The sequence below is a fragment of the Klebsiella sp. Q2 genome (assembly GCF_009900705.1).
Lineage (GTDB): Bacteria > Pseudomonadota > Gammaproteobacteria > Enterobacterales > Enterobacteriaceae > Klebsiella > Klebsiella quasipneumoniae.
Genome location: NZ_JAAABE010000005.1, coordinates 85,757 through 99,570 on the forward strand (window position 1 = coordinate 85,757; position 13,814 = coordinate 99,570).

The 13,814-nt window shown below is 58.4% G+C and carries 13 protein-coding genes; 5 read left to right on the forward strand and 8 right to left on the reverse strand.

The genetic code is table 11. The features are described from left to right. Together GT756_RS19350 and rfaQ are read right to left on the reverse strand one after the other, a co-directional pair. Nucleotides 1-1,128 (reverse strand): glycosyltransferase family 4 protein, encoded by a 1,128-nt coding sequence (locus GT756_RS19350; protein ID WP_065903755.1) that lies wholly within the window; start codon nt 1,126-1,128, stop codon nt 1-3. Next, nucleotides 1,125-2,201, reverse strand: a complete 1,077-nt coding sequence (gene rfaQ / locus GT756_RS19355; protein ID WP_017900048.1) for a putative lipopolysaccharide heptosyltransferase III — start codon at nt 2,199-2,201, stop codon at nt 1,125-1,127. The genes GT756_RS19350 and rfaQ overlap by 4 nt, the downstream gene beginning before the upstream one ends. A gap of 111 nt (nt 2,202-2,312) precedes the next feature. Between rfaQ and GT756_RS19360 the strand changes: the two genes are divergently transcribed. Next, the gene (locus GT756_RS19360) at nt 2,313-3,275 is read left to right on the forward strand and encodes a polysaccharide deacetylase family protein (RefSeq protein ID WP_012540311.1); all 963 of its coding nucleotides are present in this window, start codon (nt 2,313-2,315) and stop codon (nt 3,273-3,275) included. 18 nt (nt 3,276-3,293) lie between these two features. Continuing rightward, nucleotides 3,294-4,373, forward strand: a complete 1,080-nt coding sequence (locus GT756_RS19365) for a glycosyltransferase family 9 protein (RefSeq protein WP_057212694.1) — start codon at nt 3,294-3,296, stop codon at nt 4,371-4,373. A 44-nt stretch (nt 4,374-4,417) separates the two neighbouring features. On the opposite strand, the gene GT756_RS19370 is transcribed toward GT756_RS19365, so the two are convergent. From GT756_RS19370 to rfaD, 5 genes are read right to left on the reverse strand one after another with little or no spacing between them, the layout of a single operon-like run. Next, on the reverse strand, nt 4,418-5,587 hold the full coding sequence (locus GT756_RS19370; RefSeq protein WP_017900046.1) for an O-antigen ligase: 1,170 nt from the start codon (nt 5,585-5,587) through the stop codon (nt 4,418-4,420). Then, nucleotides 5,565-6,473 carry a hypothetical protein gene (locus GT756_RS19375; protein ID WP_064178617.1) on the reverse strand — a complete coding sequence of 303 codons (909 nt, stop codon included), beginning with the start codon at nt 6,471-6,473 and terminating at the stop codon, nt 5,565-5,567. The genes GT756_RS19370 and GT756_RS19375 overlap by 23 nt, the downstream gene beginning before the upstream one ends. After that, complete coding sequence (rfaC, locus tag GT756_RS19380) at nt 6,473-7,444, reverse strand: lipopolysaccharide heptosyltransferase RfaC (RefSeq protein WP_160125009.1); 972 nt, start codon at nt 7,442-7,444, stop codon at nt 6,473-6,475. Before rfaC ends, GT756_RS19375 begins: the two co-directional genes overlap by 1 nt. Before the next feature lie 3 nt (nt 7,445-7,447). Further along, nucleotides 7,448-8,506, reverse strand: a complete 1,059-nt coding sequence (gene rfaF / locus GT756_RS19385) for an ADP-heptose--LPS heptosyltransferase RfaF (RefSeq protein ID WP_160125010.1) — start codon at nt 8,504-8,506, stop codon at nt 7,448-7,450. An 8-nt stretch (nt 8,507-8,514) separates the two neighbouring features. Further along, nucleotides 8,515-9,447, reverse strand: a complete 933-nt coding sequence (gene rfaD, locus GT756_RS19390; protein WP_004205054.1) for an ADP-glyceromanno-heptose 6-epimerase — start codon at nt 9,445-9,447, stop codon at nt 8,515-8,517. Nucleotides 9,448-9,660: 213 nt separating this feature from the next. Here rfaD and kbl point away from each other — a divergent pair, with 213 nt between their 5' ends. The 3 genes from kbl (at nt 9,661) to GT756_RS19405 (ending at nt 12,850) form a co-directional block, all read left to right on the forward strand. Next, nucleotides 9,661-10,854 carry a glycine C-acetyltransferase gene (gene kbl / locus GT756_RS19395; protein WP_017900044.1) on the forward strand — a complete coding sequence of 398 codons (1,194 nt, stop codon included), beginning with the start codon at nt 9,661-9,663 and terminating at the stop codon, nt 10,852-10,854. Between the two features lie 12 nt (nt 10,855-10,866). Next, complete coding sequence (gene tdh, locus GT756_RS19400) at nt 10,867-11,892, forward strand: L-threonine 3-dehydrogenase (protein ID WP_004205051.1); 1,026 nt, start codon at nt 10,867-10,869, stop codon at nt 11,890-11,892. A gap of 169 nt (nt 11,893-12,061) precedes the next feature. Then, nucleotides 12,062-12,850, forward strand: a complete 789-nt coding sequence (locus GT756_RS19405) for a glycosyltransferase family 2 protein (protein WP_160125011.1) — start codon at nt 12,062-12,064, stop codon at nt 12,848-12,850. A 5-nt stretch (nt 12,851-12,855) separates the two neighbouring features. Here the strand turns inward: GT756_RS19405 and GT756_RS19410 are convergent, their stop codons facing one another. Then, nucleotides 12,856-13,812 (reverse strand): divergent polysaccharide deacetylase family protein, encoded by a 957-nt coding sequence (locus GT756_RS19410; RefSeq protein WP_004205049.1) that lies wholly within the window; start codon nt 13,810-13,812, stop codon nt 12,856-12,858. Nucleotides 13,813-13,814 lie beyond the last annotated feature (2 nt).

The following is a 13,814-nucleotide window of genomic DNA, read 5'->3' on the forward strand; positions in this document are numbered from 1 at the left end:
TTATTTCACCAGATCCTGATAAAGGGAAAGCAGCTGGGTGGAGAGGCGCTCGCTGGTGCAGGCCATGATGCGCTCGCGGGCGCGGTCGCCTTCCACGGAGCCCAGCGCGCGGGCGGGGAGGGCCATCACCGCCTGCTGCAGCGCCGGGATATCCAGGGCGTCGCAGACGTAACCGTTGTGGCCGTTGACGATAAACTCCGCCCCGCCGCAGCCGGTGGTGGTGATCACCGGCAGACCGCAGGCCATTGCCTCGAGGATGACGTTGGGGAACGGATCGTAGAGAGTGGGCAGCAGCAGGCCATCGGCCATCTGATAGAACGGCAGCGTCTCCGACTGCATGCCGAAGAAGCGCACCCGCGCTTCGCAGTTCAGGCTTTTCGCCAGCGCCTGGTAGCGCGGCTGATCCTTATCTTTGCCAACCACCAGCAGATAGCGATCGGTCGGGGCGATGGCGCGGATCGCCGCCGCCAGCCCTTTACGCTCAAAGCCGGAGCCGACGTAAATCAGGCAGGTTGCCTGCAGCGGCAACTGCCATTTGGCGCGTAAGGCGGCAAAGGTGTCTTCGCCCGGCGGCAGGAAGCACTGGTTATCAATGGCGTTATAGATAACGTGGATCTTGTCCGCCGGCAGGCCAAAGTCTTCAATGATCTCGCGCTTGATCATCTCGGCGTTGCAGATCACCCCGCGCAGATGCGGGTCTTCGTACATCTCCCGTTCCGCTTTCATCACATAACGGTGGTAGCGGTCGGCGAACAGCAGGCGGCTTTTCCAGGCCGGTAAGATGCGCGAGCGCTGTTGCAGCCAGCGGCGATGAACGCCATCGCCGGCGCGGTAGAGATCGCAGCCGGGAATACGCTCATGGCTCTGCACCAGGTCGAAGGACTCGCGCTGCCAGAGCGCTCGCGCGGCGTTGGCAAACCCACGCTCGCGGCTGATGCGCCCCCATTTGCGTGGGTTACAGATATGGATCTGCCAGTCGGGCTTGACCGGCCCCTGCCATTCGCGGGTGATGACGTTCAGCTGCAGATGACTGCTGTCGAGGGCTTCCAGCGCGCGGGAGACAAACCGTTCTGCGCCGCCGTCCGGGCGGTACTTCTGCCGCACCAGAGCCAGCCTGAATTTACTCATGCCAGTACCTTTTTCGCCGCCGCGATCACGGCGTCGGTAGGAATTAAATCGAGATAACGTTCGTCGGTGTTGGTGTTGATGGCGTCCGGGTCGGGCAGCGGTCCGAAGTCGCCGGCCCAGATCACCTCGCCTTTCGCCTGCCACGGACGCCAGAAGGTCAGCTTCGAGGGGCCGAACAGGGCGACCAGCGGGGTGCCGAGAGCCGCTGCCATATGCATCGGCACCGAGTCGACGCCGATAAACAGCCGGGCGTGATCGATCACCGCCGCCAGCTGGCGCAGCGTTAACTGACCGGCTAAAGAGTGCAGCCGCGCCTGCGGGCAGCCGGCGATGATGGTCTCCACCATCTGCTTCTCTCTGTCGTCGGGGCCGGAGGTGAGCACCACCGCGTACCCTTCGGCGGACAGCGCGTTGATCAGCGCGCTCATCCGATCTTCGCGCCAGCATTTAAAGAACCAACGCGACGTTGGCTGGATGACGATGTAGTTATCCCGGAAGTCCTCCGGCAGCAGGGCGCGGCTGGTGGCCCAGTCTGCTTCGCTGTAGCCCATCCGCGCCGGCGCGTCGTTCAACTGGATACCGAGCGGAGCGAGGATAGAGAGATTCTGCTGTACCGTATGCAGCTGATTATGCTGTTGGGTGGCGGCCAGCGCGGTGTGGCAATAGCGCCAGAACGGGTGGCGACGCTTCGGAAAATCAAAGCCGATCCGCGTCGCGGCGCCGGTCAGTTTGCTGATAATCGCGCTCGGCCACTGGTCGGCAAGGTTAAGCACCATATCGTATCGCTGCTGGCGCAGCGTCTGAATGAGCTGCCATTGCATCTTCAACTGATGCTTTTTCCCCTGCTTTTTCCAGCGGCGGTCGAGACCATAAATTTGGTGAATATCGGGGTTGGCGGCGAGCATATCCCGGGTCTCTTCATACAGCAGGACATCCACGCAGGCGGCGGGGTACTGCTGTTTCAGCGCGTGAATAAGCGGGGTGATCAGCAGCATGTCGCCATGATGGCGCAGCTTAATGACCAGGATCCGCGCCGGGTTCAAGGGGCTGCGGGAGAGGGTTTCAGGCGTCATACTCTGTTCTTCATCCAGGATAAGGGTTCCGATTCTAGGGGATCAGACAGATTGAGAGAAGCGTTGTATTGCTCTACCATGACCCGATACGTATGGCCTGAGGACGTTTTCGTGCACAATCCCGCATTTCTCATCACGATTGATACAGAGGGCGATAACCTCTGGCAAAAACATGACAGCATCACCACCGAGAATGCGCGTTATCTCCCGCGTTTTCAGCAGCTTTGCGAAAAGTATGGCTTTAAACCGGTCTATTTGACCAACTATGAAATGGCCATCGACCCCTTTTATATCGAATTCGCCAGAGACGTGATTGCCCGCGGCACCGCGGAAGTCGGTATGCATTTGCATGCCTGGAACAGCCCGCCGACCGAGCCGCTGACCGCCGACGACTGGCGGCATAAGCCTTATCTCATTGAATACAGCGATGCCATGATGCGTGAAAAGGTCGACTATATGACGCATCTGCTGGAGGACACCTTCCAGACCAAAATGGTTAGCCATCGCGCCGGGCGCTGGGCCTTTGACGAGCGCTATGCGCGTCTGCTGGTGGAGCACGGTTATCAGGTGGATTGCTCGGTGACCCCGCGGGTGAACTGGAAGACCGCCAAGGGGGCGCCGCAGGGCGATGGCGGGACCGATTATCGCCGCTTCCCGCAGCATGCCTATTTCCTCGATGAAAATGACATCAGCCGCGAAGGCCACTCGCCGTTGCTGGAAGTGCCGATGAGCATTCAGTACAAGCACTCCGCGTGGATGAACAGCGTGAAGCAGGGCTACGACCGCCTGCGCGGCAAAGTGCGTTCCCCCTCCGTACACTGGCTGCGACCGATGGGCGGCAATGTGGAGACGATGAAAAAAGTCGTCGAACAAACGTTGACGCAGGGCAATGACTACGTGGAATATATGCTCCACTCTTCAGAGTATATGCCCGGCGGCAGCCCTACGTTCCAGAATGAACGGGATATTGAGCGTTTATACGCTGACCTTGAAGCCTTTTTTAGCTGGCTGGCGCCGCAGGTGAAGGGCATGACGTTGGCAGAATATTACCAGCGGAAAATCACACAGCGCTAACACAGCTCAAGGTACCGTATGCGTATCCTTAAACAATTGACGCGGAAAAAGAACGCTTTTTTCCGCGGCATTAAATTTAATTTAATTAACTATCGATACAGAAATAAGCCGGCGCGCAAACCCTTCGACCCGGTCCCCGTGCGCCGCGTGCTGCTATTGCGTCTGGACGATAAAGTCGGCGATATGGTGGTGACCACCGGCTGCGCCAGAATACTGGCCGAACGGGGATATCAGGTTTCGGTGTTAACCGGACCAATATGCTGCGAAATATTAGCCGGCTCAGAATTCATCGAGCAAGTATATTTATATCGACCACGCATGTCCTTAAATACGTTACGGGCGGCGGGTTTTGATGCGGTTATCGATTTTGATGACGTGACCAGCTATGAACGTTTTAAATTACTCGCCGATTTACGGGCGACCAGCGTGATTGGGTTTAATAAAGAGCCCTATAAACTTTACGATCATTCGATCGCTTTTTTTGACAGCAACAGCCATATTTCCCAGCGCTATAAACAGGTGGTGAAGCTTTTTGGCGTCGTTGACGACCACCCGTATCACTACCATCTCCCCGGCTGCCGCCATGAGCGGGAGAAGGTGGCGCGCTTGCTTTCCCAGGCCGGAGAGGTCGCACTGCGCATCGCCATTAACCCTTTTACCGCCTCCGAAGATAAAGACTTCTGTCGTCATCAGGTGGCGACCCTGGTCGAGCGGCTACATGCTCTGCCTTACCGGGTCTGTATCGTGATGGTGGGGCGCAGTGAGAAGATTCAGCAGCTGGGGCTGGATATGGCGCTGTACATCGCCGACAGTACCATCAACTCCGCCGTGGAGGTGATCCGCAGCTGTGATTTAGTCATTACGCCGGACACCTCGATCGTGCATATCGCCCGCGCCTTCGATAAACCGATGGTGGCGGTCTATAACAAACGTAAACTCAAGGATACCGGCCTGCCCGGCTATCATATCTGGGCGCCGGGCTATGACAAAGCGAGGCAGATCGTCTGTGAAGAAGCGAATGTCGCCGATGTGGCGATTGAGTCGGTGTGGCCGGTGATTAAAGAGCAGGCCGACCGGCTGGTCGCCGCCCGCAGTTAATATAAAAGTGACTATAAAAAAGGGCCGTCAGCGGCCCTTTTTTGTTAACGCTTTTCCGCCAGCCCTTTGCTGAGCGCAATGCCCAGCGGCAGCCAGAACAGCACCCAGGTCTCCCGGGGGTTGCTGATGATAAACATCCCCTGCGAGGCCATAAACACCAGAGCGTAAAACAGGATCGCCAGACTGTAGCGGCTGTCGGAGCGGCGCTTGCGCCACGCCTGCCAGAGTCCGCAGGCAATGACCGCCAGCAGCAGCAGTAAACCCACGATGCCGCCTTTCAGCAGCGCGCCCATATACACGCTGTGGGTGGTGGTGATGTGTTCGCCGCTGTAGTTGATGAAATCCAGTTCATAGCTGAAACCGCGTCCCAGCCAGGGCTGGCTGGCCATCTCCGACAGCGTATGGTGCCAGATACTCAGACGCAGCCCGCTTTGGGTGCCCAACTCTTCGAAACGGGCGAGCAGCATGTCGCCCACCGGCGTCATGACCAAAAGCAGAGCCACCAGCACGGCCAGCGCCGCGGCGATCAGCAGGTTGCGGCGGGTGAAGACGTGCAGGTGCAGCGTACAGCCGACCGCCAGCACCAGGGCGATGATCGGCCCGCGGCTTTGGGTCAGCAGCATCATCACCAGCATGATGGCCACCGGCAGATAGAGCCAGTGGCTGGCTTTTTCTTTCAGTAGCATGCCGCAGATTAAGATGCCGATGCCGCAGTATCCGGCAAGGTCGATAACGTTTGTTGGCCCGGGGTTCTCGGGGGAGACCGCTCGTTCGGTGAGGACCAGCGTGTGGTCGAACATCAGCGTCCACAGCGAGAGCACGGTGATCCCGCCAACCACCGCCAGCATGGCCAGGCGGCGGGTTCGTTCGTCGCTAAGCAGCATCGCCATCAGCAACAGATAGCCCGTCAGATACACACCGTGGGTGATCGGCGAATCAATATGCTGCGGCGTATGGCCCCACAGGTTACTGAGGGCGTAATAGGTAAAGAAGGCCGCCAGCAGCGTCCAGGTCTGCCACTGCTCGCGTAACACGTCGGCCAGCGCCTGGCGATTTTCCTGGCGTACCAGCGACAGCAACAGCAGCAGGATCGATAAATGCAGCAGATTATTGGTCCGGGTGGACATACAAAAAATCGCGCTGAAAAATAAAAACAAAGGAAAGACAATCGAGTAACCCTGTCGGGCGAAGTTACTCACTTTTAAAGTACTCATTAAACGCAACCTTTTCGAAAATAGTATCCGGTACAGCGCTTTCTGGGGAAAAATTAATCACCCGGATCTGGCGTTGCTGCAGTACCTGCGCGGCATGCGCAAAGGAGGGCATGACGAGGGTATCCACTTTTGTTGCTAGGTAAGAAGGCAATTTTTCTTGTTGTGTTTCGTAGAATCGCGGCTGGTTAAAATTGGTCATATCCAGGCCGCTCACCAGGATAGTATTGAAGCCCAGCCAGGCGAGAACTTGCAGCGCCCAGTAGACCACCGTACCGGCATCGAAGACGCCCTGGCGAATATCGGTGCTAAAACAGATATCCGGGCGCTGGGGATGAAAGCACATCGCCGTATTCTGCTGGTAAGTGCGCTTTATCGCTTCGCTGGCGACTTTCGGCTGGTAAATCTTATAGCAACCGTCCTCAATCAACGCCAAACGGCAGCGCAGCGCGTCCGCATAGCGATCGACGATTTTGGCGATCCCATGCATGGTGGTGAACAGCAGAATGTCCGGTTGGCTGACGATAGCGCGGATAATGTCCGGCTTCTTATCGAAAAACTCCATGTCGACGATGGTATAGAGCGAAAAGTGCAGGCGGTCGGCAAGATGCCAGGCGCCATTGACGCCCATCACTGGGATCGTTTTCGACAACAGGGAAAAATCGATATTGCGGGTCGAAGGGCCGGTGGCGGTCAGCAGGACTTCACCCTGCATGCTGTTTTTCAGCGCGCTCAGGCTGACCAGCGGCACCGTTTTCCCTCTATAGCGCAACGCGCTGATTTCGCCGCTCGGCGCGCGAGTGATGCGGGTAAAAGGCCACAGATTTTCATTGTGACGATAAGCGCGAGGGCGGGTGTAGCGATAGATCTGCTTAAACAGAGATCCCATCAGAGCAGCCCCTGATTGTGCAGAAGAAGATGAACCCGGCTGGCGGTAATATCGCCGGTGCTGGCGCTGTTTTCCGGCCGCACGATGTGCTGGTTTTTACCGTATCCGCCAATCAGCCCCGGATCGGTCGGGCCGTAAAGCGTGAAGTTCGGTTTATCCAGCGCGGCGGTCAGATGACTGAGGCCGGTATCGACCGAGACGACGGCCCGGGCGCTGGCCAGAACCTGCGCTACCTGCTCAAGGCTCATGCGCGGCAGCACTTCAACATACTCCCGGCCTTCCGCCAGCCGCTTCGCCCGCGCCTCTTCGTGCGGGGCGCCCCACGGCAGCTTAATGCGGACGCCACTGTCGGCCAGCAGATCGAGCAGCTCCTGCCAGCGGTTTTCCGGCCAGTGCTTATCGTCGCGGGTGGTGGCATGCAGGAACACCAGATAGGGGGCGGCAGCGCTAGCCTCGTGCTGCAGGAAATGGTGCGCAATGGCGTAATCCCCCTGGGTTTGGGGTTTCGCGTATCCGAGACTTTTGGCGAACAGCTCGCGGGTACGCTCCACGGCGTGCTGCTGTTTCGCAATGTGGTGGCGGCGGTTGTAAAACAGGCTGGCCAGCGGCTCGCGGGCCGTTTGCCAGTCCATACCATGCTTGACGCCGTGCGCCAGGCGGGTGACTAGCGCAGCGCTTTTCACCAGCCCCTGGGCGTCGATGATGGCGTCATACTTTACCGCCTGGACGGCCTCGCGAAAGGCTTTACGCTCCGCTTTGATCGGCGCGGAGAACCAGGCTTTACGCCAGCGGCGGATCGCCACCGGGATCACCCGCTCGACGCTTTCATGCCAGGAGGGGATCTGCGCGAAGCCTTCTTCCACTACCCAGTCGAAGCGGATGCCGGGGATAGCCTGCGCGGCGTCGGTCAGCGCGGGCAGCGTGTGCAGCACGTCGCCCATCGATGAGGTTTTTACAATCAATACCCGCATCCGCTACGCTTCCTCGTGCCCGGTTTTATCCGTCAACAATTCATTCAGCTCTTGCAGGACGCGCTCTGGCGTAATGTCGATCAGGCTCTGATGATAGCCTTCGGCGGCATCGCCTTTGCGCACTTTGTGGTAGCCGCTAATCAGGCGGACCACGCGCGCTTTATGCGACAGCGGCGGGGTAAAGTCCGGACTGCTCGGGCCATACAGCGCCACCAGCGGGCGGTCCAGCGCCGCGGCGACGTGCATCAGCCCCGAATCGTTAGTCACCACCGCTTTACAGGCGGCAATCAGGATCACCGCCTGCTCCAGCTGGGTTTCACCCGCCAGATTCCGGCACCAGGCCTGCTGCTCGCTGCTGAGGGCGGCGATGATCTCTTTGCCGGCCTCGTTATCTTTTGCCGAGCCAAATAGCGCAATCTGATAACCATCGTCGATGAGCTTTTTCGCCAGCGCAGCATAGTGATAGTGCGGCCAGCGTTTTGCCGGGCCGAACTCCGCGCCGGGGCAGAAGCCGATGATCGGCCGATCGTTGGACAGGTTAAAGGCGCTGCAGGCCTGCGACTTTTCCCCTTCGTTGACCTGCAGCTGCGGCCACAGCAGCGGCTGCGGCAGATCTTTGGCGCAGCGCATCACGCCGTTGTCGTAGGCCAGCGCCACGTAGCGTTCCACCATCAGCGGCCAGGCGTCTTTGTCCAGCACCCGGGCGTCGTTGAGCAGGCCGTAGCGCATCTCGCCGCGCCAGCCGGTGCGCAGCGGGATGTTGGCAAAGAAGGGGACTAATGCCGATTTAAACGAGTTCGGCAGCACGTAAGCGCGATCGTAGCGACGCTCGCGCAGGCTGTGCCCGAGCTTGCGGCGTTCGCCGATAGCCAGCGCGCCGTGGCCCAGCGGCATCGGGAGCGCTTCGTTCACTTCCGGCATGCGCGATAACAACGGACGGCACCAGGCAGGCGCCATCACGTCGATAATCGCCTGGGGATAGCGCGCCCTGAGCGTACGATAAAGACTTTGCGACATCATCATGTCGCCCACCCAAGACGGGCCTACCACCAGAATTTTCATGTTATCTCTTACGCGCCCCGATTCAGCCAGGCCATATACTCCGTTACGCCTTCGGCAACGGTTTTGAACGGTTTGTCATAGCCCGCTTTACGCAGGTTAGTCAGATCCGCCTGGGTGAACGCCTGGTAGCGGCCTTTCAGTTTGTCCGGGAACGGGATGTACTCGATGCTGCCTTTTTTGTGGTACGCCAGGGTCGCATCGGCGACGGCCTGGAAGGATTCCGCGCGGCCGGTGCCGAGGTTGAAGATGCCGGAAACGCCGTTTTCCCAGAACCACAGGTTGACGTCAGCCACGTCGCCGACGTAGACGAAGTCGCGCTTGAAGCCGTCGCTGCCTTCGAACAGTTTCGGACTTTCGCCATTATTCAGCTGGGTGTTGAGGTGGAAAGCGACGCTCGCCATGCTGCCTTTGTGGCCTTCGCGCGGCCCGTAAACGTTGAAGTAGCGGAAGCCGACGATCTGCGAATTGGCTTCAGGCAGGATCTGACGGACGTATTCATCGAACAGGAATTTGGAGTAGCCGTAGACGTTCAGCGGCTGCTCGTACTCGCGGGACTCGATGAAATCGCTGGTGCGTCCACCGTAGGTGGCTGCCGAAGAGGCGTACAGGAACGGAATTTCGCGCTCCAGGCAGTAGTGCAGCAGCTCTTTGGAGTACTGATAGTTGTTGTCCATCATGTACTTGCCGTCCCACTCCGTGGTGGAAGAGCACGCGCCTTCGTGGAAGATAGCGTCAATGTCGCCGAACTCTTCGCCTGCCATAATCTGGATCAGAAAGTCTTCTTTATCCATGTAGTCAGCGATGTTCAGGTCAACCAGGTTCACAAACTTGGTGCCGTCTTTCAGATTGTCGACAACCAGAATGTCGGTAATGCCCTTGTCGTTCAGCGCTTTAACGATGTTGCTGCCGATAAAGCCTGCGCCGCCGGTTACGATGATCATAACTGTACCTTTGAAGTTGAGAGCCCGGAGACAATCCGGACATGAATGCTCATATCATATCACCACATGAGCAAGCCTACAGCCATTCGCAGAATAAGGTGCTGGGCTGACGTGATTTATGCTGCAAATAATTCATTCAGGCATGCATCATCTCGTATCAGCGTATAGCTTTGGGTAATATGTGCCAAATTTTGCCGAATCTGGAGAGTTGCAATGCGTGGTGATTTCTACAAACAGTTAACTAGCAATCTGGAGACCGCTCGGGCCGAAGGCTTGTTTAAAGAAGAGCGCATCATCACCTCGGCGCAGCAGGCGGACATTACCGTCGGCGACAGCCACGTGATTAACTTCTGCGCCAATAACTATCTGGGTCTGGCCAACCACCCGGCGCTGATCGACGCGGCGAAATCCGGTATGGACAGCCACGGCTTCGGGATGGCCTCGGTACGCTTCATCTGCGGCACCCAGGATACGCACAAGCAGCTGGAGAAGAAGCTGGCGGATTTCCTAGGTATGGAAGACGCGATCCTCTACTCCTCTTGCTTCGACGCCAACGGCGGCCTGTTTGAAACGCTGCTCGGCCCGGAAGACGCCATTATCTCCGACGCCCTGAACCATGCCTCTATCATCGACGGCGTACGCCTGTGTAAAGCGAAACGCTTCCGCTATGCCAACAACGACATGCAGGAGCTGGAAGCGCGCCTGAAAGAAGCCCGCGACGCCGGGGCGCGTCACGTGTTAATCGCCACCGACGGCGTCTTCTCGATGGACGGCGTGATCGCCAACCTGAAAGGCGTATGCGATCTGGCGGATAAATACGATGCGCTGGTGATGGTCGATGACTCCCACGCCGTCGGCTTCGTCGGCGAAAACGGCCGCGGCTCCCACGAATACTGCGACGTGATGGGTCGCGTCGACATTATCACCGGCACGCTGGGTAAAGCGCTGGGCGGCGCCTCCGGCGGCTACACTGCCGCACGCAAAGAGGTGGTCGAGTGGCTGCGCCAGCGTTCCCGTCCGTATCTGTTCTCCAACTCTCTGGCGCCGGCCATCGTGGCCGCCTCCATCAAAGTGCTGGAGATGGTCGAAGAGGGTGCAGACCTGCGCGATCGCCTGTGGGCCAACGCGCGTCTGTTCCGTGAAAAAATGACCGCGGCAGGCTTCACTCTGGCGGGCGCCGACCACGCCATCATTCCGGTGATGCTGGGCGAAGCGGTGGTGGCGCAGAACTTTGCCCGCGAGCTGCAGAAAGAAGGGATCTATGTCACCGGCTTCTTCTATCCGGTGGTACCGAAAGGCCAGGCGCGTATTCGCACCCAGATGTCGGCGGCGCATACCCCTGAACAAATTGAGCGTGCGGTGGAAGCCTTTACCCGCATCGGTAAACAACTGGGCGTCATCGCCTAATAAGGGTGTGAGATGAAAGCGTTATCCAAACTGAAAGCGGAAGAAGGCATCTGGATGACCGACGTACCGGAACCGGAAGTCGGCCATAACGATCTGCTGATTAAAATCCGCAAGACCGCCATTTGCGGGACCGACGTGCACATCTACAACTGGGATGAGTGGTCGCAGAAGACTATTCCGGTACCGATGGTGGTCGGGCACGAATATGTCGGCGAAGTGGTGGGGATTGGCCAGGAAGTGCGCGGCTTTAAGATTGGCGACCGCGTCTCCGGCGAAGGGCATATCACCTGCGGCCACTGCCGTAACTGCCGCGCGGGCCGTACCCACCTGTGCCGCAACACCATTGGCGTGGGCGTCAACCGCCCGGGCTGCTTTGCCGAGTATCTGGTGATCCCGGCCTTTAACGCCTTTAAAATCCCCGACAATATCTCTGATGACCTGGCGTCTATCTTCGACCCGTTCGGCAACGCTGTGCACACCGCGCTCTCCTTCGATCTGGTGGGGGAAGACGTGCTGGTCTCCGGCGCCGGCCCGATCGGCGTGATGGCGGCGGCGGTGGCGAAACACGTCGGCGCGCGTAATGTGGTGATCACTGACGTTAACGAGTACCGTCTTGAGCTGGCGCGCAAAATGGGCGTCACTCGCGCGGTGAACGTGGCGAAAGAGAACCTCAATGACGTGATGGCCGAGCTGGGGATGACCGAAGGTTTCGACGTGGGCCTGGAGATGTCCGGCGCGCCGCCGGCGTTCCGCAGCATGCTGGATACCATGAACCACGGCGGTCGTATCGCGATGCTGGGTATTCCACCGTCAGATATGTCCATTGACTGGACCAAGGTCATCTTTAAGGGGCTGTTTATCAAAGGGATCTACGGCCGCGAGATGTTCGAAACCTGGTACAAGATGGCGGCGCTGATCCAGTCTGGTCTGGATCTTTCACCGATCATCACCCACCGCTTCGGCATTGACGACTTCCAGAAGGGTTTTGACGCCATGCGCTCCGGCCAGTCCGGTAAAGTGGTTCTGAGCTGGGAATAACGCCTCCGGTCTGTTGTAAAAACCAGCAAAAAAGGCGCCTGCGGGCGCCTTAATTTAGATTTGGATAACATTTTTAGCCTGCTTAATATCAAGCGCACAATTTCTACATCGATTTTACGGTTATTCGCTTATACAGTGTGTTTAGTCGCGGTTTAACTTTGTAACTATCATGCTTAAACTCTCCGTATGCTTACTGACCTGTAACTCTGCACGTCTGCTCATGGAGGTGCTGCCCCCGCTGCTGAGGGTGGCCGATGAGTGTATTGTCGTCGACTCCGGTAGCACCGACGAAACGGTCTCTATTTGTCAGCAGTTTGGTCTCACCGTCCATCACCATGCCTATAAAGCCCACGGCGCGCAGATGAACTATGCCATTGGGCTGGCCAGCCATGACTGGGTGCTGTGCATGGACAGCGATGAAATTCTTGATAACGACGTCGTGTCGGCCATTCAGGCGTTAAAAGCGGGGGAGGAGCCTGACGCGGCATGCGCCTGGCGTTTGCCGCGCTACTGGTTTGTCCTCGGCAAGCAGGTGCGGACGATCTACCCCATTTCCTCGCCGGATTACCCGGTGCGCCTCTTTAACCGCCAGCAGGCGCGATTTAACGACCGGCCGGTGGATGACCAGGTGGTTGGACACGCGCGATCCGTCAGGCTGCCGGGCTTTGTACGCCATGACACCTTTTATTCGCTGCATGAAGTGTTTAATAAGCTGAACAGCTATACCACCCGGCTGGTGAAGCACCAGCAGATCAAACCTTCGCTGGCGCGGGGGATCGTCAGCGCGATTGGCGCTTTCTTTAAATGGTATCTGTTCAGCGGGGCGTGGCGCTATGGCAAAGTCGGCGTGGTCACCGGCCTGTACGCCACGTTTTATAGCTTTCTCAAATATTTTAAGGCGTGGTACGCCCACGAAGATAACCAGGCGCCCGTCGCGCAAAAGCGAACGGACCCCTGAGTGGTCTAGTTGCCGGGATTGTCCCAGCCCTGCCATTTGAGGCGATAGTACTGGACCAGCGCGCTCTGGCTGATGCTGTCGCTGAGGATAGTGAAGAAGCGGCTGGCGTTCACGGGCTCCAGCGGGCGCTTCGGCTTGCAATACTTCACGCCGTGGAACGGATTACGCGGCTTCTGCTGCTGCGGCGCCGTTTGTTGCGCGGGCGGCTGAGCGTAGTTTGGCGTCGAATTGTCGACCTGCGGCTCGTTGAGCAGGCTGCTCGGGCGCACCAGCGTGATATCCGGCGGCAGATTATAGACCATCTGCTGCAGCACCCGCACCGTCGTCGGATGCGGATGGCCAATGGCTATCGCCGAACCGTTACGCCGCGCCAGGGCGATGGCGCGGTTGAACTGGGTGCGGATATCGGCTTCATTCTGCGTATCGTCAAGAAACACCTTGCGCTTAATCACCTTCACCCCGGTGCCCTGCGCGGCGCGCATGGCCTGGGTATTGCCGATGGTCACGCTGTCGAGAAAATAGAGATTGTAGCGCTCCAGGGCCTGCATCACCTTCTGCATGCCAAACAGGTTGGAGGTCATCGCGCTGCCCATATGGTTATTCAGCCCGACGGCGTAGGGGACTTTGCCGTAAGCTTCGCGAATGATGCGCTCGATCTCCTCGCTGCTCATTTCGGGACGCAGGGTGTCTTTTTCCAGCGGCTGTTTGCTGAGCGGCGCCATCGGCAGGTGGATGAGCACTTCATGGCCCAGATTATGCGCTTTCGTGGCCATTTCCCGGGCGTGCGGCGCGTTCGGCAGCACGGCGACGGAGATAGTGGAAGGCAGCGCCAGCACCTGATTTTCGGTCTGCGGGCGGTAGCCAAAATCGTCAATAACGATGGAGAGTTTGCCAGCGAACGCTGGCGCCGCCAGAGCCAGCGAACCGGCTACGGCAAGAGCAATTGCGCGAAATTGAAGCAAAA